The 20,572-nt window shown below is 63.5% G+C and carries 24 protein-coding genes and 1 tRNA gene; 20 read left to right on the plus strand and 5 right to left on the minus strand.

The annotated features are described in order from the left end of the window. Window positions 1-5: 5 nt before the first annotated feature. From trkA to FNB15_RS15075, 12 genes are all read left to right on the plus strand, one after another. Window positions 6-1,382 (plus strand): Trk system potassium transporter TrkA, encoded by a 1,377-nt coding sequence (trkA, locus tag FNB15_RS15020; RefSeq protein ID WP_144069492.1) that lies wholly within the window; start codon window positions 6-8, stop codon window positions 1,380-1,382. Window positions 1,383-1,411: 29 nt separating this feature from the next. Further along, window positions 1,412-2,299, plus strand: coding sequence for a D-amino-acid transaminase (locus FNB15_RS15025; RefSeq protein WP_144069493.1), 888 nt, complete (start codon window positions 1,412-1,414; stop codon window positions 2,297-2,299). Window positions 2,300-2,559: 260 nt separating this feature from the next. Further along, window positions 2,560-2,829, plus strand: a complete 270-nt coding sequence (hfq, locus tag FNB15_RS15030; protein WP_144069494.1) for an RNA chaperone Hfq — start codon at window positions 2,560-2,562, stop codon at window positions 2,827-2,829. A gap of 61 nt (window positions 2,830-2,890) precedes the next feature. After that, a complete protein-coding gene (gene hflX, locus FNB15_RS15035; protein WP_144069495.1) occupies window positions 2,891-4,219 on the plus strand; it encodes a GTPase HflX in 1,329 nt (442 codons plus the stop codon). 16 nt (window positions 4,220-4,235) lie between these two features. Then, entirely contained in the window at window positions 4,236-5,060 is an 825-nt protein-coding gene (locus FNB15_RS15040; RefSeq protein ID WP_144069496.1) for an inositol monophosphatase family protein, read from the plus strand. A 294-nt stretch (window positions 5,061-5,354) separates the two neighbouring features. Further along, window positions 5,355-8,093: a DNA gyrase subunit A gene (gene gyrA, locus FNB15_RS15045; protein WP_144069497.1), complete on the plus strand. Its 2,739-nt coding sequence runs from the start codon at window positions 5,355-5,357 to the stop codon at window positions 8,091-8,093. Window positions 8,094-8,122: 29 nt separating this feature from the next. After that, entirely contained in the window at window positions 8,123-8,638 is a 516-nt protein-coding gene (coaD, locus tag FNB15_RS15050; RefSeq protein WP_144069498.1) for a pantetheine-phosphate adenylyltransferase, read from the plus strand. After that, window positions 8,635-9,180 (plus strand): peptidylprolyl isomerase, encoded by a 546-nt coding sequence (locus FNB15_RS15055; RefSeq protein WP_144069499.1) that lies wholly within the window; start codon window positions 8,635-8,637, stop codon window positions 9,178-9,180. Before coaD ends, FNB15_RS15055 begins: the two co-directional genes overlap by 4 nt. A 13-nt stretch (window positions 9,181-9,193) precedes the next feature. Beyond that, window positions 9,194-9,676: a peptidylprolyl isomerase gene (locus FNB15_RS15060; protein ID WP_144069500.1), complete on the plus strand. Its 483-nt coding sequence runs from the start codon at window positions 9,194-9,196 to the stop codon at window positions 9,674-9,676. 30 nt (window positions 9,677-9,706) lie between these two features. Further along, the gene (queA, locus tag FNB15_RS15065) at window positions 9,707-10,756 is read left to right on the plus strand and encodes a tRNA preQ1(34) S-adenosylmethionine ribosyltransferase-isomerase QueA (RefSeq protein ID WP_144069501.1); all 1,050 of its coding nucleotides are present in this window, start codon (window positions 9,707-9,709) and stop codon (window positions 10,754-10,756) included. Continuing rightward, window positions 10,753-11,877 carry a tRNA guanosine(34) transglycosylase Tgt gene (gene tgt / locus FNB15_RS15070; RefSeq protein WP_144069502.1) on the plus strand — a complete coding sequence of 375 codons (1,125 nt, stop codon included), beginning with the start codon at window positions 10,753-10,755 and terminating at the stop codon, window positions 11,875-11,877. The genes queA and tgt overlap by 4 nt, the downstream gene beginning before the upstream one ends. Window positions 11,878-12,192: 315 nt before the next feature. Further along, a complete protein-coding gene (locus FNB15_RS15075) occupies window positions 12,193-12,666 on the plus strand; it encodes a DUF4410 domain-containing protein (protein ID WP_185973570.1) in 474 nt (157 codons plus the stop codon). A gap of 45 nt (window positions 12,667-12,711) precedes the next feature. Here FNB15_RS15075 and FNB15_RS15080 read toward each other — a convergent pair whose 3' ends face one another. The 3 genes from FNB15_RS15080 to FNB15_RS15090 all read right to left on the minus strand — a co-directional run bounded on the left by FNB15_RS15080 (window position 12,712) and on the right by FNB15_RS15090 (window position 13,657). Continuing rightward, the gene (locus FNB15_RS15080; RefSeq protein WP_144069504.1) at window positions 12,712-13,008 is read right to left on the minus strand and encodes a hypothetical protein; all 297 of its coding nucleotides are present in this window, start codon (window positions 13,006-13,008) and stop codon (window positions 12,712-12,714) included. 2 nt (window positions 13,009-13,010) lie between these two features. Next, window positions 13,011-13,502: a PAS domain-containing protein gene (locus FNB15_RS15085; protein WP_185973571.1), complete on the minus strand. Its 492-nt coding sequence runs from the start codon at window positions 13,500-13,502 to the stop codon at window positions 13,011-13,013. Between the two features lie 79 nt (window positions 13,503-13,581). Further along, a tRNA-Lys gene (locus FNB15_RS15090) sits at window positions 13,582-13,657 on the minus strand. Between the two features lie 301 nt (window positions 13,658-13,958). On the opposite strand from FNB15_RS15090, the gene FNB15_RS15095 reads away from it, so the two are divergent. From FNB15_RS15095 to FNB15_RS15115, 5 genes are all read left to right on the plus strand, one after another. After that, the gene (locus FNB15_RS15095) at window positions 13,959-14,147 is read left to right on the plus strand and encodes a DUF4170 domain-containing protein (protein WP_144069506.1); all 189 of its coding nucleotides are present in this window, start codon (window positions 13,959-13,961) and stop codon (window positions 14,145-14,147) included. 157 nt (window positions 14,148-14,304) lie between these two features. Continuing rightward, a complete protein-coding gene (locus tag FNB15_RS15100) occupies window positions 14,305-14,979 on the plus strand; it encodes a hypothetical protein (RefSeq protein ID WP_144069507.1) in 675 nt (224 codons plus the stop codon). Window positions 14,980-14,986: 7 nt separating this feature from the next. After that, on the plus strand, window positions 14,987-15,322 hold the full coding sequence (locus tag FNB15_RS15105) for a hypothetical protein (protein ID WP_144069508.1): 336 nt from the start codon (window positions 14,987-14,989) through the stop codon (window positions 15,320-15,322). Between the two features lie 107 nt (window positions 15,323-15,429). Beyond that, on the plus strand, window positions 15,430-15,630 hold the full coding sequence (locus FNB15_RS15110) for a magnesium and cobalt transport protein CorA (RefSeq protein WP_144069509.1): 201 nt from the start codon (window positions 15,430-15,432) through the stop codon (window positions 15,628-15,630). After that, window positions 15,630-16,193 (plus strand): hypothetical protein, encoded by a 564-nt coding sequence (locus tag FNB15_RS15115; protein WP_144069510.1) that lies wholly within the window; start codon window positions 15,630-15,632, stop codon window positions 16,191-16,193. The genes FNB15_RS15110 and FNB15_RS15115 overlap by 1 nt, the downstream gene beginning before the upstream one ends. 2 nt (window positions 16,194-16,195) lie before the next feature. On the opposite strand, the gene FNB15_RS15120 is transcribed toward FNB15_RS15115, so the two are convergent. Both FNB15_RS15120 and FNB15_RS15125 read right to left on the minus strand, forming a co-directional pair. Further along, on the minus strand, window positions 16,196-16,744 hold the full coding sequence (locus FNB15_RS15120) for a hypothetical protein (RefSeq protein ID WP_144069511.1): 549 nt from the start codon (window positions 16,742-16,744) through the stop codon (window positions 16,196-16,198). Continuing rightward, window positions 16,735-17,493, minus strand: a complete 759-nt coding sequence (locus tag FNB15_RS15125; protein ID WP_144069512.1) for a glucose 1-dehydrogenase — start codon at window positions 17,491-17,493, stop codon at window positions 16,735-16,737. Before FNB15_RS15125 ends, FNB15_RS15120 begins: the two co-directional genes overlap by 10 nt. Window positions 17,494-17,624: 131 nt before the next feature. Here FNB15_RS15125 and FNB15_RS15130 point away from each other — a divergent pair, with 131 nt between their 5' ends. The 3 genes from FNB15_RS15130 to FNB15_RS15140 are packed head-to-tail and all read left to right on the plus strand — an operon-like array spanning window position 17,625 to window position 20,571. Next, entirely contained in the window at window positions 17,625-18,506 is an 882-nt protein-coding gene (locus FNB15_RS15130; RefSeq protein ID WP_342777561.1) for an alpha/beta fold hydrolase, read from the plus strand. Window positions 18,507-18,512: 6 nt separating this feature from the next. Then, window positions 18,513-19,331 (plus strand): DUF502 domain-containing protein, encoded by an 819-nt coding sequence (locus FNB15_RS15135; protein ID WP_144069513.1) that lies wholly within the window; start codon window positions 18,513-18,515, stop codon window positions 19,329-19,331. A gap of 19 nt (window positions 19,332-19,350) precedes the next feature. Further along, a complete protein-coding gene (locus FNB15_RS15140) occupies window positions 19,351-20,571 on the plus strand; it encodes a cytochrome P450 (protein ID WP_221932659.1) in 1,221 nt (406 codons plus the stop codon). Window position 20,572: the final 1 nt, after the last annotated feature.

Genomic DNA, 20,572 nt, shown 5'->3' on the forward strand with positions numbered 1-20,572 from the left:
GCGTCATGAAGGTCATCGTCTGCGGCGCCGGCCTGGTCGGCTCCACCATCGCACGCCAGCTTGCCGCCGAAGGCAACGAAGTGACGATGATCGACGTCTCGGCCGATCGCGCCAACAAGGCAGCCGAGAGCTACGACCTGCGCGCCATCGTCGGCCATGCCTCGCATCCCGATGTACTGGAGCAGGCCGGCGCATCCGAGGCCGACATGCTGATCGCCGTCACCTTCGCCGACGAGGTGAACATGGTGGCCTGCGAAGTGGCGCATGCACTGTTCAAAGTGCCGACCAAGATCGCCCGCATTCGCGCACAGGGCTATCTGCGGCCGGAATGGTCGGACCTGTTCAACGAAAAGCATATCTCGATCGATTTCATCATCTCGCCCGAGATCGAGGTGGCGCGCGCCATCCATCGCCGCATCCTGACGCCCGGCGCCTTTGACATGATCCCTTTCGCGGGCGACCGGCTGCGTCTGGTCGGTATCCGGCTGGAGGAAGACTGCCCGGTGCTGAACACGCCGCTGCGCCAGCTCACCGGCCTGTTCCCCGATCTGGCGCTGAACATCTGCGGCATCATCCGGCACGGCGCGATGCTGGTGCCGGATGCCGACGATCATCTGGAAGCCGACGACGAAATCTATATCTGCGTGCTGTCCGCGCATCTGCCGCGCGCCATGCGGATTTTCGGCCATGAGGAGCGCGAGGCACGCCGCATCGTGCTGTCGGGCGGCGGCAATATCGGCCTGTTCCTGGCGCGCGAGATCCAGGAGAGCCAGCCCTCGGTGTTGCTCAAGGTCATCGAAGCCAATCGCGAACGCGCCGAGTATATCGCCAGCGCGCTGAAGAATGCCGTGGTGCTGCATGGCGACGCGCTGGATCAGGAAATCCAGCAGGAAGCCAAGGTCGGCGCCGCCGAGACCATCATCGCGCTGACCAACGATGACGAGGTGAATATCCTCACCTCGCTGCTGGCTAAGCAGGCCGGCGCGCAGCGCGCCATCACGCTGGTCAACAATCCGGCCTACGACACGCTGATCGGGTCTCTCGGCATCGATGTCGTGGTCAATCCGCGCTCCACGACGGTGTCGTCGATCCTGCAGCATGTGCGCCGCGGCCGCATCCGGGCCGTCCATTCGCTGTATGACGGCGCCGCCGAAGCCATCGAGGCCGAAGCCCAGCAGACAAGTGCGCTGGTCGGCAAGCCGCTTTCGGAACTCGACCTGCCGGATGGCCTGAAGATCGGCGCCATCCTGCGCGGCGACACGGTGGAGATCGCGCGCGGCGACAGCGAGATCGAGGCGGGCGACCGCGTCATCCTGTTTGCGCGCCGCGATGCCGTGAAGAAGGTGGAAAAGCTGTTTGCCGTCCGCCTGGAATTCTTCTGAGATAAAAGCAAAAAGCCGAGGCCTTTCCGATGTCGCGTATCGCTTATGTCAACGGTCAGTATGTGCCCTATGCCCAGGCAGGCGTGCATGTGGAAGACCGCGGCTTCCAGTTCGCCGATGGCGTTTATGAAGTTGTGGCCGTTAAGGACGGCGGCTTCGTCGATCTCGAAGGCCATCTGGTGCGACTGGAGCGCAGCCTGGACGAGTTGCGTATCGACCGTCCGATGTCGCGCGCGGCGTTAAGCGTCGTGCTGGCCGAAACCGTGCGGCGCAACCGCGTGCGCAACGGCAGCGTCTATCTGCAGATCACGCGCGGCGCGGCGCGGCGCGAATTCCCGTTCCCCGATGGCGTTGCGCCGACATTTGTTGCCATCGCGCGGCATCTCGACTGGGCCAAGGGTGCGGCCAATGCCGCCAGGGGCGTCGCCGCGATCACGCATCCCGATATCCGCTGGGGCCGCTGCGACATCAAGACCGTCGGCCTGCTGCCCGCGGCGCTTGCGAAGCAGGCCGCGAAAGAGTCCGGCGCCTACGAGGCCTGGCTGGTCGACGACCAGGGCTTTGTCACCGAAGGCAGTTCGTCGAATGCCTGGATCGTGACGAAAGACAATGTGCTGGTCACCCGCAAGCCGACCCATGAAATCCTTAGCGGCATCACGCGCTCCGCCGTGCTGGAACTGGCGAAGCGGGAAGGGCTGAAGGTGGAGTTCCGGCCCTTCACGGTTGCCGAGGCGCAGGCCGCCAAGGAAGCCTTTGTGTCCTCGGCCACGTCTTTCGTCATTCCGGTGGTGACGCTGGATGGCAAGCCGATCGGCAATGGCGGTCCGGGTGTCGTCGTCGCCAGGTTGCGCAGCCTCTATGAAGCGCATGCCGCGACCCACAGCACCGACTGGCAGGCGCCTTTCCTCGCTTCCTGATGGCGCGCCCGTAACCGGCGTCACATCCGCGTCACTTCGGCGTGAGTCAGTGGCCGGCGTGGCCTGATGCCGCACTGCACGCCATTGTTTTGCCACTTTCGGAAATTAATGGTTTAATTCATGGGCGAGGGGCAGCGGCCGCCGCCCCCGCAGCACTGGTGGCTGCGTTTTGAAGGACAAATCCCGGGACGCAGTCGGCAGAAGCTGAAAAAAACAAAATAACTACAACAACATAAGATAAGAAACGAAAGGTCCAAACTATGGCCGCCGACAAGCCCCAGAACGTCCAGGACGTTTTCCTCAATCACATCCGCAAGACCAAGACCCCGGTGACCGTCTTCCTGGTCAACGGCGTGAAGCTGCAGGGTATCATCAGCTGGTTCGACAATTTCTCGGTGCTGCTGCGCCGCGACGGCCACATGCAGCTGGTCTACAAGCACGCCATTTCGACGGTCATGCCGTCCGGCCCGATTCAGCTCTTCGACCCGGCCGCCGCCGGCGAAAAGCCTGCTGCCGGGGAACAGGGCTGAGCCGAGCGGGTTTTCATCCTCAACCGGTGCCCATCAGCGGAGCATCGTGTAAGTTGGGCTGATGTCTGATCACGAAACTCTGGAAGACGAGCGCCCCCGCAAGGCGCTCGTCCTGCATCCGTCTCTGAAATCCACCCATGCCAAGGCGAAAGCGGCCGACCTGCGCCGCCGGCCCGAGGCGCGGCTGGCCGAGGCCGTGGGGCTGGCTGCCGCCATCGACCTGCAGCCCGCGCGTGCCGATGTCGTGCCGGTCTCCACCTGGCGACCCGCCACGCTGATCGGCCCGGGCAAGATGGAAGAGCTTGCCGCCTGGATCGCCGAGAATCCGGTGGATGTGGTGGTGGTGGATGCCGCCGTCACGCCGGTGCAGCAGCGCAATCTGGAAAAGGGCCTTAAGGCCAAGGTGATCGATCGCACCGGGCTGATCCTGGAAATCTTCGGCGCGCGTGCGCGCACCAAGGAAGGCCGGCTGCAGGTCGAGCTCGCGCATCTGAATTACCAGCGCTCGCGTCTCGTGCGGTCCTGGACCCACCTCGAACGCCAGCGCGGCGGCTTCGGCTTCCTCGGCGGCCCGGGCGAAAGCCAGCTGGAAATGGATCGCCGCCTGATCGGCGACCGCATCATCCGCATCAAGGAAGACCTCGCGCAGGTGGTGAATACCCGGGCGCTGCATCGTCGCGCGCGGCAGAAGGTGCCCTATCCCGTGGTGGCGCTGGTGGGTTACACCAATGCCGGCAAGTCAACGCTGTTCAACCGGCTCACCTCGGCCGACGTGATGGCGAAGGATCTGCTGTTCGCCACGCTGGATCCCACCATGCGCACGTTGCGCCTGCCGTCGGGCCGCAACATCATCCTCAGCGACACGGTGGGGTTCATCTCCGAACTGCCGACGCATCTGGTGGCCGCCTTCCGCGCCACGCTGGAAGAGGTGATCTCGGCCGACGTGATCCTGCATGTGCGAGACCTGTCGCATCCCGACACCGACGCGCAGGCTGCCGACGTGGCTGATGTGCTGGCCTCGCTCGGTGTTGCCGAAGACAGCCGCCACCGCCGGCTGGAGGCGTGGAACAAGGCCGACCAGTTGCCGGCCGAGATGCGCGAGACGGTGCAGAACCAGGCCGACCGCCAGGACAATGCCGTGCTGATCTCGGCACTGACCGGCTATGGTTGCGACACGCTGCTGGAGCGGATCGACGGCATGCTGGATGCCGACCGGGTCGAAATGGATGTCACGCTGGATGCCGGCGACGGCGCGGCGATTGCCTGGCTGCACCGTCATGGCGAAGTGCTGGAGATGACGGAAGAGGGCGGCAGCCTGAAGCTTTCCGTGGCGCTGTCACAGGCAGAAGCGGGCAAATGGCTCAAGCGTCAGGAGACTGGCCGCGTATGAAGAAGAAGGGGCGAGTATGAAAGTCGATATGGACGCCGTACGGCTGCTGATGGAAGAGGCCGCGACCACCACCATCCTGCCGCATTTCCGCAAGCTTGAAAGCAAGCAGATCGACCAGAAGGCCGGGCCGCATGATGTGGTCACCGTGGCCGACAAGGCCTCGGAAGAATTTCTCACGCCGCGCCTGCAGGCGCTGATCCCTGGTTCCACCGTGGTGGGCGAAGAAGCCAGCAGTGCTGACGAAAGCATCATGGATGCCCTGCGCCGCCCCGGATATGCGTGGTTGATCGATCCTATCGATGGCACCGCCAATTTCGCCGTCGGCAGCCAGCTGTTTGCCGTGATGGTGGCGCTGGTGAAGGACGGCGACGCTGTCGCGGCTTGGATCTACGATCCCATCCGCAACATCTGCGCCATGGCCGAAAAGGGCAAAGGCGCGGTGATGCGTGAGGCCGATGGCAGCACGCGCAAGCTCAGCATGCCGAAGCCGCCGTCGCTGGCGCATATCTCGGGCGCGCCCAACCTGCGCTACGGCGACCGCGATTTCGCTGCACGCATCGCGTATCGCATGGACAAGACCGCTGGCGTGATGATCCTGCGCTGCGCCGGCCAGGAATACCTCGCCATGCTGGACGGCCATTTCCACTACGCGGTTTATAACCGCGCCATGCCATGGGATCACACGGCCGGCTGTCTGCTGATCACCGAAGCCGGCGGCATCGCCAAGCGGCTGGACGGCAGCCTGTATCGCGCCGCCGACAAGCCCTGGGGCAGCCCGCTGGTGGCGGCCTGCGGCGAGGAGCAGTGGAACTGGCTGAAGCAGGACATCTTCGACGCCTGACGCCTGCCTGATTCCGGGCCTGATTCGGGTCTGGATCAGGCCAGAAAACCGCACCCGCGTACCGGGCGGTAGCCCCCGGCCGGGGCGGCCAGGTGTGCGCCATATAAACATTTGAAATATATATGTTTTTAGCCCCTGTTTTCGGCCTTCGCGGCAGGGGTCGAAACGTTGCTGCCATACCCCCGTCATGGTAGTTTCTGCGACCTGATTCCAGGGCCGAATCCGGGCCCTCTCGGGTGGCCTGAGTCGCCCGATTTCAGACCCCAAATTCACTGTTTTTTTGGACGCCGTTTCGTGACCGAACAGCCGAAGCCTCCGCACGATATCCAGCCGATCTCCATCGAAGAGGAGATGCAGCGCTCCTACCTCGGTTACGCGATGAGCGTGATCGTCTCGCGCGCATTGCCCGATGTGCGAGACGGCCTGAAGCCGGTACATCGCCGCATCCTCTATTCGATGCACGAGAACGGCTACACCGCCGAGAAGGCGTATCGCAAGTCGGCCCGCGTGGTCGGTGACGTGATGGGTAAATACCACCCGCATGGCGACCAGTCGATCTACGACGCCATGGTGCGCATGGCGCAGCCCTTCTCGATGAGTCAGCTGCTGCTCGACGGCCAGGGTAACTTCGGCTCGATGGACGGCGATAAGGCCGCGGCGATGCGTTACACCGAAATCCGTCTGGAGCGCGCCGCCGAGGCGCTGCTGACGGATATCGACAAGGACACCATCGATTTCCAGCCGAACTACGACGACAGCACGCAGGAACCCACTGTGCTGCCGGCGCAGTATCCCAATCTGCTGGTCAATGGCGCCAACGGCATTGCCGTCGGCATGGCCACCAATATCCCGCCGCACAACATGGGCGAGGTGATCGACGCCTGCTGCGCCTATGTCGACAACAACGACGTGACGCTGGAACAGCTGCTCGAAATCCTGCCGGCACCCGATTTCCCCACGGGCGGCATTATTCTCGGCCGCGCCGGCGCCAAGTCCGCCATGTGGACCGGCCGTGGCTCGGTGATCGTGCGCGGCAAGGTGCATTTCGAGGAAATCCGCAAGGACCGCGAAGCCATTATCATCACCGAGATTCCGTATCAGGTGAACAAGGCCTCGATGATCGAGAAGATGGCCGAACTGGTGCGCGCCAAGAAGATCGAGGGTATTTCCGATCTGCGCGACGAGTCCGACCGTGACGGCGTGCGCGTGGTGGTCGAGATCAAGCGCGATGCCATGGCCGACGTGGTGCTGAACCAGCTGTATCGCTTCACGCCGCTGCAGAGCAGCTTCGGTGTCAACATGCTGGCGCTGAATGGCGGCAAGCCCGAACTGCTGAACATCAAGCAGATGATCGCGGCTTTTGTGAACTTCCGCGAGGAAGTGATCCTGCGCCGCACCCGTTTCCTGCTTGGCAAGGCGCGCGACCGCGCCCATGTCCTCGTCGGCCTGGCGATTGCTGTCGCCAATATCGACGAAGTGATCAAGACCATCCGCAGCGCGCCCGATCCGCAGACCGCGCGCGACCAGCTGATGACCCGCGAATGGCCGGCGTCCGATGTGGCCGACATGATCGGCCTGATCGACGACCTGAGCCACAAGGTGATCGACGGCAAGTACAAGCTGTCGGAAACCCAGGCCCGCGCCATCCTCGACCTGCGCCTGCAGCGCCTGACTGCGCTGGGCCGCGATGAAATCGGCGACGAGATGAAGAAGCTCGCCGAAGAGATCAACGAGTACCTCTCGGTGCTGGGCAGCCGCGCCAAGCTGATGGGCATCCTGCGCGACGAGTTGGTCTCGATGCGCGAGAAATTCGCCGTGCCGCGCCGCACCCAGATCGCCGAGATCGAATTTGAGCAGGACGACGAGGACCTGATCCAGCGTGAGGATATGGTCGTCACCGTCAGCTTCGGCGGCTACGTCAAGCGCACGCCGCTGTCGACCTATCGCCTGCAGAAGCGCGGCGGCAAGGGCCGCACCGGCATGAGCACCAAGGACGAGGATTTTGTCACCGGCGTGCTGGTGGCCAGCACCCATACGCCGGTGCTGTTCTTCTCCAATATCGGCCGCGTCTACAAGATGAAGGTCTACCGCCTGCCGGAAGGCACGCCGCAGTCGCGTGGCAAGGCCTTCGTCAACCTGTTGCCGCTGGCCGCGGGGGAAAAGATCACCGAAGTGCTGCCGCTGCCCGAGGACGAGACCAAGTGGAGCGAACTGCATGTCATGTTCGCCACCGCCAAGGGCTACGTGCGCCGCAATGACCTGAGCGATTTCGTCTCGATCAATGCCAATGGCAAGATCGCGATGAAATTCGAAGGTGAAGATGCCGACGACAGCCTGGTTGGCGTGCTGCCCTGCACCGGGCAGGACGACATCCTGCTGGCCTCCTATGAGGGCAAGTGCGTGCGCTTCCCGGTCGATGATGTCCGCACCTTCCAGAGCCGGTCGTCGACCGGCGTGCGCGGCATGAAACTGGCCGATGGCGACCGTGTCATCTCCATGTCGGTGCTGCGCCATATCGAAGTGGCACCCGAGGAGCGCGAGGCCTTCTTCAAATACGAAGATGCCCACGAGCGTATCCGCAATGGCGAAAGCGGCGTGGTTCTGCCTGAGGATATCTCGGTGCAGCGCTTCACCGAACTGCAGGCCGCCCAGCAGTTCATCCTCACCGTGACCGAGAAGGGCTACGGCAAGCGCAGCTCGGCCTACGAATACCGCATCACCAGCCGCGGCGGCTCGGGCATCATCAACATCGAGACCACGCCCAAGAACGGCAATGTCGGCGCCGCCTTCCCGGTGGAGCATGACGACCAGATCATGCTGGTGACCGATGGCGGCCAGGTGATCCGCTGCCCGGTGCACGATATCCGCATCGCCGGTCGCAATACGCAGGGCGTCATCATCTTCAAGCTGGGTGACGGCGAGAAGGTTGCGTCGGTCGCGCATTTGCCGGAAAGTGGCCCGAACGAAGCCGGCGAAAGCACGGCGGAGGACGGTGATGCGCCTGGTGAGACTGCGGGCGATACGCCGGAGTAACCTCGCTTACGTGATCTGAGGGGGAGCGGATGACCAGGCAGCGGATCGGACTATACCCGGGTACTTTCGATCCGGTGACCAAGGGCCATTACGACATCATCAAGCGTGCGGCCAAGCTGGTCGACAAGCTGGTGGTCGGCGTTGCCGTCAATGTCGGCAAGGGACCACTCTTCTCGATGGAAGAACGCGTCGAGATGGTGCGCGAGGAAATCGGCCCGCTGATGCCCGGCGCCACCGAGTTCGAGGTCAAGCCGTTTTCCAACCTGCTGATGCATTTCGCCATGGACCTCGGCGCGGTCATGATCATCCGCGGCCTGCGCGCGGTGTCGGACTTCGAATATGAATTCCAGATGGTCGGTATGAACGCCCGGCTGAATTCCGAGATCGAAACCGTCTTCCTGATGGCATCCGACAACCACCAGTTCATCGCCTCGCGCCTGGTCAAGGAAATCGCCACGCTGAACGGCGACATCAATCCCTTCGTTTCGCCGCGCGTGGCGGAACGGGTGCGCGTTGCCCTGCAGAAGCAGAAAGACGAAGCATGATTCGCCGCAGTTTCCTGACGCTTGCTCTGTTTGCGGCTTTCGCGCCCTTCGCGGCGAAAGCGCAGCAGACCGATCCCGAGAATACCCTGATCATGGAACTGCGCGACGGCCGGGTGGTGATCGCCATGCGGCCCGATCTGGCGCCCACGCATGTGGCCCGCATCAAGGAACTGACCCGCAAGGGCTTTTACGACGGCAGCGTGTTTCATCGCGTGATCCGCGGTTTCATGGCCCAGGTCGGCGACCCGACCGGCACCGGTGGCGGCGGCTCGGGCCAGAAGCTGCGCGCCGAATTCAGCCGTGAAACCCATCGCCGCGGCACCGTCTCGATGGCGCGCACCAGCGACCCGAACAGCGCCGACAGCCAGTTCTTCATCTGCTTCGACGACGCGCCGCATCTGAACGGCCAGTATACCGTCTGGGGCCGGGTGGTGAGCGGCATGGAATTCGTCGACAATATCAAGAAGGGCGCGCCGGGCAGCGGCGCCGTCACCGATCCCGACAGGATTGTCCGCATGCGCGTTGCGGCGGACGTGAAGTAACAAGGATTTCTCCATGAGCGCCGATCTCGAAAACACCCTCTATCTCGAACTCAAGGATGGTCGCGTCACCATCGCGCTGCGCCCCGATCTGGCGCCGAACCATGTCGAGCGCATCAAGACGCTGGTGCGGCAGAATTTCTATGATGGCCTGAAATTCCATCGCGTGATCGAGGGCTTCATGGCCCAGACCGGCGATCCGCGCGGCGATGGCACTGGCGGTTCGGGCGAGAACCTGAAAGCCGAATTCAACGACGAGCCGCATGTGCGCGGCACCTGCTCGATGGCGCGCGCCAGCAGCCCGAACAGCGCCGACAGCCAGTTCTTCATCTGCTTCGCCGATGCCCGTTTCCTCGACAAGCAATACACCGTCTGGGGCCAGGTCACCGAGGGCATGGAGCATGTCGACAAGATCAAGCGCGGCAGCCAGGCCAAGAACGGCAGCGTGACCGATCCCGACAAGATCGTGTCGATGCGCGTTGCCGCTGACGCCGAGTGATCGCCGGCCTCCAGAATGGGGGCTAATCCGATGCTGGTTTCCGATTTCGATTTCGAACTGCCGCCGGCGCTGATCGCCGAGCGGCCGGCCGTGCCGCGTGAAGCAGCAAAGCTGCTGCTGCATGCGGGCGGCATAGATCCGCGCACGCTTACCGTGGCCGATCTGCCCGGCCTGCTGCAGCCGAACGACCTGCTGGTCTTCAATGACACCAAGGTGATTCCCGCGCGACTGTATGGCCGGCGCGAGCGCGATCCCGAAGTCCGCGTCGAGGCCTTGCTGCTCAAGCCGATCGGCGAGCGGCGCTGGACCGCGATGGCCAAGCCGGCCAAGCGGCTGAAGCCCGGCGACCGTGTGCTGTTCGACGGCGGGCTGGTGGTCGAGGCGCTCGGCCGCGAAGACGACCAGATCGTGCTGCGTTTCGACCGCGACGATGCCGAGGTGCTGACCGCGCTCGAAACCGCCGGCGCCATGCCGCTGCCGCCCTATATCGTGGCGCAGCGAAAGGCCGATGCGCAGGACAGGACCGACTACCAGACGGTGTTCGCGGAGAAGACCGGCGCGATTGCCGCGCCCACCGCCGGGCTGCATTTCACCCCGGCCCTGATCGAGACGCTTAAACGTCAGGGCATCGGCTTCGCCCGTGTCACGCTGCATGTCGGGGCCGGCACCTTCCTGCCGGTCAAGGTGGATCGCGTCGCGGATCACAAGATGCATGCCGAGTGGGGCGAGGTGACGGACGGCACCGTTGCGGCGATCCGGGCGGCAAAGGAAAAGGGCGGCCGGGTGATCGCCATCGGCACGACGTCCTTGCGGCTTCTTGAGTCTGCGGCCCGTGATGGGACCCTGAAACCTTTCCGGGGCGACACCGATATTTTCATCACGCCCGGCTTCCGTTTCCATGTCGCCGACGGGCTGATGACCAATTTCCACCTGCCGAAGTCCACGCTGCTGATGCTGGTGGCCGCCTTCGTGGGGCTGCAGGAGCAGCGGACGATCTATGCCCATGCGGTGGAGAAGGGCTTCCGTTTCTACTCCTACGGCGATACAAGCCTGCTGTTCAGACAGGCCGGTAAAAAATGACCCTCCGTTTCACCGTTTCCGCCACCGATGGCGCCGCCCGCCGGGGCCGGCTCGAAACCGCGCATGGCGCGATCGACACGCCGGCCTTCATGCCGGTGGGCACGGCCGCGACCGTGAAGGCGATGACGCCGGAGGCCGTGGTCGAGACCGGCGCGCAGATTATTCTGGGCAATACCTATCACCTGATGCTGCGGCCGAGTGCCGAGCGCGTGGCAAAACTCGGCGGTCTGCACAGGTTCATGAACTGGCCAGGTCCTATTCTGACTGATTCCGGCGGCTTCCAGGTGATGTCGCTGTCGCAGCTCAATAAGGTCAGTGAAGCCGGCGTCAGCTTTCAGTCGCATATCGACGGCGCGAAATATGACCTGACGCCGGAACGCTCCATCGAGATCCAGCATCTGCTCGATGCCACCATCACCATGCAGCTGGATGAATGCGTCAAGCTGCCGGCCGATGACAAGCGCGTATCGGAGGCGATGCAGCTGTCCTTGCGCTGGGCCGAACGCTGCAAGACGGCGTTCAAACTGCGTGACGGCTACGGCCTGTTCGGCATTGTTCAAGGTGGAACGAATGGCGCGCTGCGGGAACAATCCGCCAAGGGCCTGATCAAGACCGGCTTCGATGGCTACGCGGTCGGTGGCCTCGCGGTGGGCGAGACACAGGCTGAGATGTTCGCCACGCTGGATGTCACCACGCCGCATTTGCCGCAGGATCGCCCGCGCTACCTGATGGGCGTCGGCAAGCCGTCCGACCTCGTGGGCGCGGTGCAGCGCGGCATCGACATGTTCGACTGCGTGATGCCAACGCGGTCCGGGCGCAACGGCCAGGCCTTCACCCGGCGTGGCACCATCAACATCCGCAATGCGCGCCATGCAGAAGACCCGCGGCCGATCGACGAACATTGCCGCTGCCCGGCCTGCCGCAATTACAGCCGCGCCTATGTGCATCACCTGGTGCGTTCCGATGAAATCCTGGGCTCGATGCTGATGACCGCGCATAACCTGACCTACTACCAGGATGTGATGCAGGGCCTGCGCGCCGCCATCGCCGAGGGCCGGCTGGAGGCTTTCGCCGCCGGGTTCCATGCCGGCGAGGCCAGCGGCGATATCCCGCCGCTATAAATGCTGCTGCGCCACCTCAAGGTTTTCGGCATCGCGGCTGTCTTCGCCGCCATTGCCTATGGCCTGACGCATCTGGTCTTTCGCCTGATTCATCATTGGTGATAGCGTTCTCTGCCTCCAAGGGTGGAACTGCTGGAACAGCCTGGCCGACTACAGAACGATCGCTGCGCTCAGGCGGCAGGCAAATTTGAAAAAATAATCCCCCATAAGTTGCGTTCATGCGAAGGGATATTTATCGTCCCGTCTGCACAGGCAGTGCATGTATCTCGATGGGGGAAGTCTTAAATGAATCGTATTCTGGGAAGCCTTCTGGCTATGTCCCTGCTGGTTGGTTGCGCCGCTGGCGGCGCGGTACAGCAGACCTCGGCGACCTCGGTGGCCGTGGACAGCACGAAAACGGGTGGCGTGGTTGTAAAGAGCTCGGTGAAGGACCGCGAAACCGTGGTCGAGGGCCTGCGCCAGGCCATCAACAGCCAGCTGCTGAACAAGCGTGTGTTCGCCAGTCTGCCGGGCGACGTCACGGTCGCTGACATCCGGCTCGATGTCACCATCATCGAAGTCTCGGAAGTCAGCCAGGCCTCGCGCATCCTGTTTGCCGCGCTGGCGGGGCAGGCCAAGATCGTGGCCGATGTCGATGTCATCGATGCACGCACCAACACGTCGCTCGGTCAGATGCGTGCGGAGGGCAAGTCCTCGGGCGGCCATGTCTTCGCCGGCACCACGTCGGAAGCGCTGGACCAGATGGCTTCGCAGGTGGCGGATTATCTGCTGCGTAATCGCAAGATCTGATGCAGATGGCGGGGGAGTGGCAACGGCTACTCTCCCGTCAGCATCTCAGACGCTGAACGCGTCGTCGTCCTTGTGCAGGTGCAGGAAGCGCCCGATCTGGGTTTTCAGCGTTTCCGGATCGTAAGAGTCGTTCACCTTCAGCGCATGCAGGAACAGCTCGCGCTGCAGCGACTGCGGCAGGTCGTTCCAGGTCAGCACCACGGCGGCGCCCAGGCATTTCAGGATATTGGTTTCCGACAGCGCGAAGTGATGGTCTTCCATGGCGCCGCCTTCGCCTTCCCAGCGGCGGAGCGCCCGGGTCAGTTGTGCGTCGGTGTCGAAACGCGCCTTGTCGTCAGCCATGTCTACGCCTCGTCGTTGTAATAGGTGATGTTGAGCAGCTGCTCGATGCTGCTGCTCCGCCCGATGGTCAGCGGCAGCGTGACCGATTCAAACTGCACGAAACTGCGATCGACAAAATAATAGGTGCCGGCGGCACGCAGGGGCCTGGCATTGTCGGCGGCCCAGGACAGGCCGCGGTCGAAATCGGCATAGGCCTGCTCGGTCATGATCTCGTCAACGAATTTGCCGGTAGAGTCGCGACCGGAATACTGGCTGATCAGCGTGCCGTAGAGCCGGATGCGAAACCGTCGCCGGCCGGGTTCCTGCACGATTTCGTAGATCAGCACGCGGGGCAGGTAAGGGCGCAGCACGAAGGGCGAGAAATCCGCGCGGTCGGGCGCAATGCGGCCCGCGCGCTTTTCGTCCCAGAGCGCGGCTAGCAGACGGAGTTCTGGACGCTGGAACCGCAGCTCGGGGTCGAGGCGGAACCTGCTTTCGACGATCTGCCGGTTCACGGCATCTCCTCCGGTTTGCTGCAGCATATACTGCAGGGCAACCCGACGTCGGGATATTCAGTCAACGATTGGAGAGAGGTGGTGAGCCCGCCGGGATTCGAACCCGGGACCTCTCGATTAAAAGTCGCTTGCTCTACCAGCTGAGCTACGGGCTCACAAAGCCCTTTCCGTCGGTCCCCGAAGGCGACCCTGGCCGGAAAAGCGCCGCGACCATAGGTCGTCGGCCGGTCCCCGTCAACCAGCCGGGATTGTCTGTGGAATGAAGCACTTAAGTCAGGTTCCGAGGTGTCAGCGGGCGCGACTCAGCCGACCTGCGCCAGCAGAGCGACACTCCGGCGTTTTCAGCGGAAACCGTAGCGGCGGTTACCGGATTACAACCTTTGAGGGGCTACAAAATATTTCGCAGTTGCGGGATACTATTCCGGTCCGGCCCGTACAGCCCGGAGGATGAGGATCATGACGAATTTTTACGTTGAAGGCGGGATTTTCAAGGACCTGGCAGACCCGGCGCCGATTTCCGGAACCGAGGAGCGCTACGGCCCGTTCCCGTCTGAGCAGGAAGCCGACAAGGTCTGGCGTGCCCGCATGGCGGACAAGATCGACATCTGCAACCACCGCCTGCGCGTGATCAAGCGCGACGCCTGAGTCGCAGCTCTCGGTTTGCCGATTCCCGGCCGGAGTCGCAGTTGGTCCACCAGGCCGCGCCGCGCTTTCCCTGTTGCTAAGCAGTTTGCCTGCCACGATGATTTCATGGCGGACCATCCGATTCGGCCCATTCTGGCTGTAAGCGGCGCTGGACCGCATGAGTGGCCTGGAACGCGAGACACGGTCAATGTTCGATCCTTACGCTGCCGGACGGCTGATTGCCAACCGGGGCGATTTGAAACGCAAAGCGGTGAATTACGCCCGCGGCCAGGACGTGCGGCTGAGCGCGGAATTGCGTGGCAAGATCGAGAAGGTCATTGTGAAGAACCAGGCTGAATTCGAAGCTGCTGCGCGCGAGACGCTGGTGACCCTGAAGGACGCCTGGGGATCGGCGTCGTTCAATTCGATCGGCCGCGCGCGCTACTACGAATGGATCCGCGACCTGGCGCTGGAACTGAAGGGGCAGGGCAGCCTGTTCGGATATCCACTGGTCACGCTGTATGCTGACTCCCTGAAGAATCTCTGTGATGGCCTGACCAGTCCCAGCCATCGCCTGCATGCCATCATCGGCCTGAATATCGACGCGCTGAATATCATCGTGCGCCGCCGCATCAGCGGGCCGGGCAGCATGCTGGAACGCCGCGTGGCCGAAGCCTTCCGCGAGGCCTACACCAAGATGCGCCTGCGCCAGCCGTCCGAAGTGGCGATGGAGCACAAGGTGGCGGATGCCGTGCGGCAGCTGGATGGCAAGCGCGAACCGTCGGTGAAATCGCCGGATTTGAAGAATACCGGCCGCGAATGGCCGAATGGCGTGCGCCTGACGGCCGATTGAGGCAGGCGTGACTGATTCCGACGACCGCAACAATCCGAACGGACCGCCGGAAGGCTTCAACTGGAAGCCGCAGGCGATCAAGCCGATTGCCGCGCAGGAAGTGATCGCCGAGGCGATCAAGGAAGCCGACAACAGCTATTTCTTCGAGAATTACACCAAGCAGTCTGCCGCGGTGATCGCGGCGCTGCGCAAGCATGGCTATGTGATCGTGCCCTATTATCCCACGGTCGGCATGGTCAAGGCGGCGATGGACGAGCTGCAATACGGCCAGAACCGGTTCACCAATGTGGTGATGCCGATGTATCTGGCGATGATGAAAGCGGCGCCCAAGCCGAAGGGCTGATGTGGGCTAACCCCGCATTAACCGTGATCTGGTATTGCTGCGAAACTGCGGTAGACTACGGGCGGATCGAGTGTCCGGGTCGGCCGTTTCTCAGGAGTTGACCAACGATGAGCCGGGACAAGCTGGTGGCTTTCCTGCGCGTGGCGGGGCCGCAGCGCACCGCTGAAATCCTCAAACGTCTGCCGCCGCAAGAGGCGCAGGCGGTGCAGCAGGCGCTCGACCAGTCTCCGAACATTGCCTCCACCCAGGTGGATGTCGCCGCCGATGCGGCCGCCACCTTTGTTGCCGCGGTCGGCCGCAAGCGCTGATGCGCAGACGTGTTGGCTGGAAGGCCGCGCTGGCGACTGTGATCGTGCTGCTGATGGGCGGTGATGCCCAGGCGCAGCAACTGGCGCAACAACAGGAAGGCCTTCGGGCCGCCAGCCGGCCGAAGCGACCGGATATCTGTTTCAATCGTCCCGAAATCGAAGCTGAAGCCATCGTGCGGGCCGGCATGATTATCCGCGATCATGCGCGCGCCTGCGCCCGTCGCGGTCATGACACAGGCATTCTCCAGCTCTGGGCTGCGTTCGACAGCGCCAATGCCGACAAGCTGCAGGATGCCGTGCAGGTGCGCGCCCAGGCCTACAAGCGCAACTGGCCCAAGGATCCCAACATCGCCCAGCGCTATGCGAATGAGTCGGTTGCTTCGCGCCAGCTCGTCGATTTCGCGCCGGAGGAATGCATGGCGCTGCGCGATCTGGTCGAGGGCTTCAAGATCTGGCCGGATTACATGAAGCATGTCCGCAGCGTCGAGGTCGGACAGGTCCTGGTGCTGATCCGGCAGTGTCCGCGGCGCTCGCCCGGCGAGCCGGGCGCCAGGCTGGACTGAGCCTAGCTCCCCGGCACCACGACGATGCGGTTATTTTCCAGCAGCAGGCTGCCGGCGCGGAAGACCGGCGTGCCGTAAGGATCCATCTGGCCGATCGCCCGCACGCGGTCGCCGGCCTTCACCTTGGTCAGGTCGCGCCAGGTCGGGCCGATCACGATCACCTGGCTGGAATTGCCGTCATTCAGCACAAAGGTCGTGGCCTGCGGCGACAGCACCACACCCTGGATCGTCACGGCCTTGCCGCGCGGGATTTCTGAAATCGGCACCAGCGGCGGCACTTCAAAGGCCATGCTGCGCGTCGTGCCGCGCTGGTTGTTCTGCTGCGTGCCGCTGGGCGCTTTCTTCTCGTCCTTCTTCTCAGTCTGCTGTGGCTGGCCCGGCTGTGCCGGTTGCGACGGCTGCGGCACGATGGGCTGGCTCGGCGGCTGCGCGGCGCGCGGATCGGCCTGGCTCGGTGTCGCCGGCGGTGTCACCGGGGCCGGCTGCTGCGCCAGCGCGGGCGCGGCGATCAGGATGGCTGCGCCAAGGATGAGAAGAGGCTTTAGATGCATCGGCCGCCATCGACCTCCATGCAGACACCGGTGATGAAATTCGCCTCGTCCGAGGCGAGATAGAGCGCGGCGTTGGCGATATCGGTCGGCGTCGAGAAACGGCCGATCGGGATGGTGCTGACGAATTTCGCCTTCATCTCCGAAGTCTCTTCGCCACCCATGAATTCTTTCAGCATCGGCGTCAGGCCGGCCACCGGGTTGAGCGCGTTGACGCGGATCTGCTCCGGCGCCAGTTCCACCGCCATCGCCTTGGTCAGCGTGATCACCGCGCCCTTCGAGCCATTGTACCAGACCAGGCCGGGGCGGGGCCGCACGCCGGCGGTGGAGGCGATGTTGATGAAGCAGCCGCCGCCGCGCTTGCGCATTTCCGGGATCGCATGCTGGGCCGAGAGATAGATGCTTTTCACGTTGACGGCGAAGAGCTTGTCGAAGGTGGCTTCGTCGGTATTCAGCAGCGATGCGTTGCGCTGCGGCATGCCGGCATTGTTCACCATGATGTCGAGCCCGCCGAAAGCTTCGACAGTCTTTTCCACCAGCGCCTTCATCTGCAGGTTCTGGCTGACATCGGCGGCCACCGGCAGTGCCTTCTGCCCGGCCTTGTTGATCTCGCCGGCGACTTTTTCGGCAGCCGCGAGATTCAGGTCGCCGATCACCACGGATGCGCCCTCGGCCGCGAAACGCTTGGCGATGCCTTCGCCAAAACCCGAACCGCCACCCGTTACGATCGCAACCTTGCCAGCCAGACGCATGAACCCGATTCCTTCCCTAAAAAAGCCATTCCGTTCACTCTAGCTTGCCGGCCGGGGCATGCAAGCGCCTGATTCCCCTGCTAGACTGCCAGGTATTAGATTGGGACATATCCAGGAATAGGGAGGCGCAGGTGCTGTTTCCGGGTTTCGAGCAAAAGCGTGTGGCCGGTGAGGGCGCCGAGATCAACCTGCGGATCGGCGGCAAGGGGCCGGCGCTGCTGCTGCTGCATGGCTACCCGCAAACCCATGCGATGTGGCACCGGATCGCGCCGAAACTGGCCGAAGACTTCACCGTGGTCTGCGCTGATCTGCGCGGCTATGGCGACAGCGGCAAGCCGGCCACCACGCCCGACCATGCCCCCTATGCCTTCCGCGCCATGGCTGCCGATATGGCAAAGGCGATGGCCACGCTGGGCTTCGACCAGTTCTTCCTCGCCGGCCACGACCGCGGCGCCCGCGTGTCGCATCGCCTGACGCTGGATCATCAGGCGCGCGTGAAAAAGGTGGCGCTGATGGATATCGTGCCGACGCTGCATCTTTACGAAAACATCGATCAGCAGGTGGCGACCGGCTACTACCACTGGTTCTGGCTGATCCAGCCGGCGCCGTTCCCCGAGAAGATGATCGGCTCCGATCCGGAATTCTATCTGCGCAAGAAGACCGGCCACTGGTCAGGCTCGAGCTTCAAATTCGATGACGCGGCCATGGCGGAATATCTGCGCTGCTTCAAGGAAGAAACCATCCACGCCTCCTGCGAGGACTATCGCGCGGCTGCCACCATAGATCTGGTGCATGACCGGGCCGACCGCGACGCGAACAAACGCGTGACCTGCCCGATGCTGGTGCTGTGGGGCAGCAAGGGCCTGATGGGCAAGGCCTATGATGTGCTGGGCGCATGGCGCGACCGTGTGAGCGGCAGCCTTGAGGGTCATGCCGTCAACAGCGGGCATTTCCTGCCCGAGGAAGCGCCGGACGAGACCTACGCGGCGATGCTCAAATTTTTCAAGGCCTGATCAAAGATGACCGAGACGCCGCCGCCCAATCCTGAAACCGAACTGCCGCCCCTGATCGCTGCCGGCATTGCGCCGGCGCCGAAGATCAGCCCGTTCACCCGGCTGCGCAACTATTTCCTCGCGGGCATCATCGTCACCGCGCCGATCGGCCTGACCATCTATCTGGTCTTCATCACCATCGAGGCGATCGACCGCAACGTGCGCAGTCTGGTGCCGCTGGGCTACCAGCCGGAACGCTTCATCCCCTACGACCTGCCGTTTGGTATTCCGGGGCTGGGCCTGATTGCCGCCCTGGTGATTCTGACCCTGATCGGTTTCCTCGCCACCAACCTGATGGGCCGCACGCTGCTCTCGCTGGGCGAGCGGATCGTGGCGCGCATGCCGGTGGTGCGCGGCGTCTATTCGGCGCTGAAACAGATTTTCGAAACCGTGTTCAGCCAGTCGGGCAATTCCTTCCGCCAGGTGGCGCTGGTGCCCTGGCCCTCCACCGGATCGTGGACCATCGCTTTCGTCACCAATTACATCCAGGGCACCGAGATCGCCGGGCATCTTGGCGAAGAGATCGTCACCGTCTATGTGCCGACCACGCCGAACCCGACCGGCGGCTACATGACCTATTATCGCCGCCGCGACATCCATATCCTGTCGGTGAGCGTGGACCAGGCGATGAAGCTGATCATTTCCTGCGGCGTGATCGTGCCGCCGGGATTGGTGACGGAACTGACGGCCGCAACGAAGACGGCCGAAGGAGGAAAGCCCAGTGGCAAGTCCGGCCCCGGAAACACAAGCCCAAACACCGGCACAGACGGCAACTTCACGCCCTGATCTGCCTGGCCAAGAAGAATTGGGCAGGGTCAGCCGTTTCGATCTGCGGGCGCTGGACAGGGATTTTCTCGACAATCCCTATCCGGTCTACCACCTGCTGCGGCAGCACGATCCGGTGCGTCACATGCCGGACGGCAGCTGGTTCCTGACCCGATACGACGACCTGCACGCGGTCTATAGGGATAATCGGCGGTTTTCTTCGGACAAGAAGATCGAGTTCGGCCCGAAATACGGCGAGGGCACACCGCTGCATCGCCACCACACCACCAGCCTGGTGTTCAACGACCCGCCGCTGCATACCCGCGTGCGGCGACTGCTGGCACCGGCCTTCACGCCGCGCGCGCTGAAACTGCTTGAACATCGCTTCGTGGACCTGGTGGCGCGCATGCTGGATCGCGCCGCGCAGCAGGGTGGCATGGATGTGATCGCCGATTTCGCATCGGCGCTGCCGGTCGAGATCGTCGGCGACATGCTTGCGGTGCCGCATGAAGACCGCCACCTGCTGCGCGACTGGTCACTGGCCATCCTCGGCGCGCTGGAGCCGGTCTTGACACCGGAACGGGCCGAGCAGGGGCATCGCGCCGTCCGTGAATTCGAGACCTATCTGGAGCGTCATATCGCCGACTGGGAAACGCGCATGGATGCGCGCGAAGTCGAGGATGCCTATGGCGATGTGCTGGCCGGGCTGATCCGTGGCGAGAATGGCGAAAAGCTGACCTCTGCCGAACTGGTGCAGAACTGCATCTTCCTGCTCAATGCCGGCCATGAAACCACCACCAACCTGATCGGCAACGGCATCGCCGCACTGCTGGACTGGCCAGACGAAAAGCGCCGGCTGACCGATGATCCCGGACTGATCAAGACAGCGATAGAAGAATTCCTGCGCTTTGAATCCTCCAACCAGCTCGGCAACCGCCGCGTGGTGGAGCGCGTCGAGATCGGCGGCGTCACTTTCGAGCCCGGCGCGCTGGTCACGCTGTGCATCGGCGCGGCCAACCGCGATCCCGCGCAGTTCCCCGATCCCGACCGGCTCGATGTCGGCCGCACACCGAACCGGCATCTGGCCTTTGGCGCCGGCATTCATGCCTGCGCCGGCATGTCGCTGGCGCGGCTGGAGGGCCAGATCGCCGTACAGCAGTTGCTGGCGCGCTTCCCCGGTTTCCGCGCCACCGGCAAGGCCGTGCGCGGCGGCCGCGCGCGGTTCAGGGGCTACCTGTCATTTCCAGTTGAGTTCAGTTGAG

It is taken from the genome of Ferrovibrio terrae, from assembly GCF_007197755.1.
Taxonomy (GTDB): domain Bacteria; phylum Pseudomonadota; class Alphaproteobacteria; order Ferrovibrionales; family Ferrovibrionaceae; genus Ferrovibrio; species Ferrovibrio terrae.

Bases quoted from the DNA above. Each gene is read 5' to 3' on its own strand.
- FNB15_RS15080 (WP_144069504.1), bottom strand. From the start codon at position 13,008: ATGGCTGACGACAAGGCGCGTTTCGACACCGACGCACAACTGACCCGG.
- FNB15_RS15060 (WP_144069500.1), top strand. From the start codon at position 9,194: ATGAGCGCCGATCTCGAAAACACCCTCTATCTCGAACTCAAGGATGGT.
- queA (WP_144069501.1), top strand. From the start codon at position 9,707: ATGCTGGTTTCCGATTTCGATTTCGAACTGCCGCCGGCGCTGATCGCC.
- FNB15_RS15135 (WP_144069513.1), top strand. From the start codon at position 18,513: ATGACCGAGACGCCGCCGCCCAATCCTGAAACCGAACTGCCGCCCCTG.
- FNB15_RS15055 (WP_144069499.1), top strand. From the start codon at position 8,635: ATGATTCGCCGCAGTTTCCTGACGCTTGCTCTGTTTGCGGCTTTCGCG.
- trkA (WP_144069492.1), top strand. From the start codon at position 6: ATGAAGGTCATCGTCTGCGGCGCCGGCCTGGTCGGCTCCACCATCGCA.
- FNB15_RS15025 (WP_144069493.1), top strand. From the start codon at position 1,412: ATGTCGCGTATCGCTTATGTCAACGGTCAGTATGTGCCCTATGCCCAG.
- coaD (WP_144069498.1), top strand. From the start codon at position 8,123: ATGACCAGGCAGCGGATCGGACTATACCCGGGTACTTTCGATCCGGTG.
- tgt (WP_144069502.1), top strand. From the start codon at position 10,753: ATGACCCTCCGTTTCACCGTTTCCGCCACCGATGGCGCCGCCCGCCGG.
- FNB15_RS15110 (WP_144069509.1), top strand. From the start codon at position 15,430: ATGAGCCGGGACAAGCTGGTGGCTTTCCTGCGCGTGGCGGGGCCGCAG.
- FNB15_RS15120 (WP_144069511.1), bottom strand. From the start codon at position 16,744: ATGCATCTAAAGCCTCTTCTCATCCTTGGCGCAGCCATCCTGATCGCC.
- FNB15_RS15075 (WP_185973570.1), top strand. From the start codon at position 12,193: ATGTCCCTGCTGGTTGGTTGCGCCGCTGGCGGCGCGGTACAGCAGACC.
- FNB15_RS15115 (WP_144069510.1), top strand. From the start codon at position 15,630: ATGCGCAGACGTGTTGGCTGGAAGGCCGCGCTGGCGACTGTGATCGTG.
- hfq (WP_144069494.1), top strand. From the start codon at position 2,560: ATGGCCGCCGACAAGCCCCAGAACGTCCAGGACGTTTTCCTCAATCAC.
- FNB15_RS15040 (WP_144069496.1), top strand. From the start codon at position 4,236: ATGAAAGTCGATATGGACGCCGTACGGCTGCTGATGGAAGAGGCCGCG.
- FNB15_RS15100 (WP_144069507.1), top strand. From the start codon at position 14,305: ATGAGTGGCCTGGAACGCGAGACACGGTCAATGTTCGATCCTTACGCT.
- FNB15_RS15095 (WP_144069506.1), top strand. From the start codon at position 13,959: ATGACGAATTTTTACGTTGAAGGCGGGATTTTCAAGGACCTGGCAGAC.
- hflX (WP_144069495.1), top strand. From the start codon at position 2,891: ATGTCTGATCACGAAACTCTGGAAGACGAGCGCCCCCGCAAGGCGCTC.
- FNB15_RS15125 (WP_144069512.1), bottom strand. From the start codon at position 17,493: ATGCGTCTGGCTGGCAAGGTTGCGATCGTAACGGGTGGCGGTTCGGGT.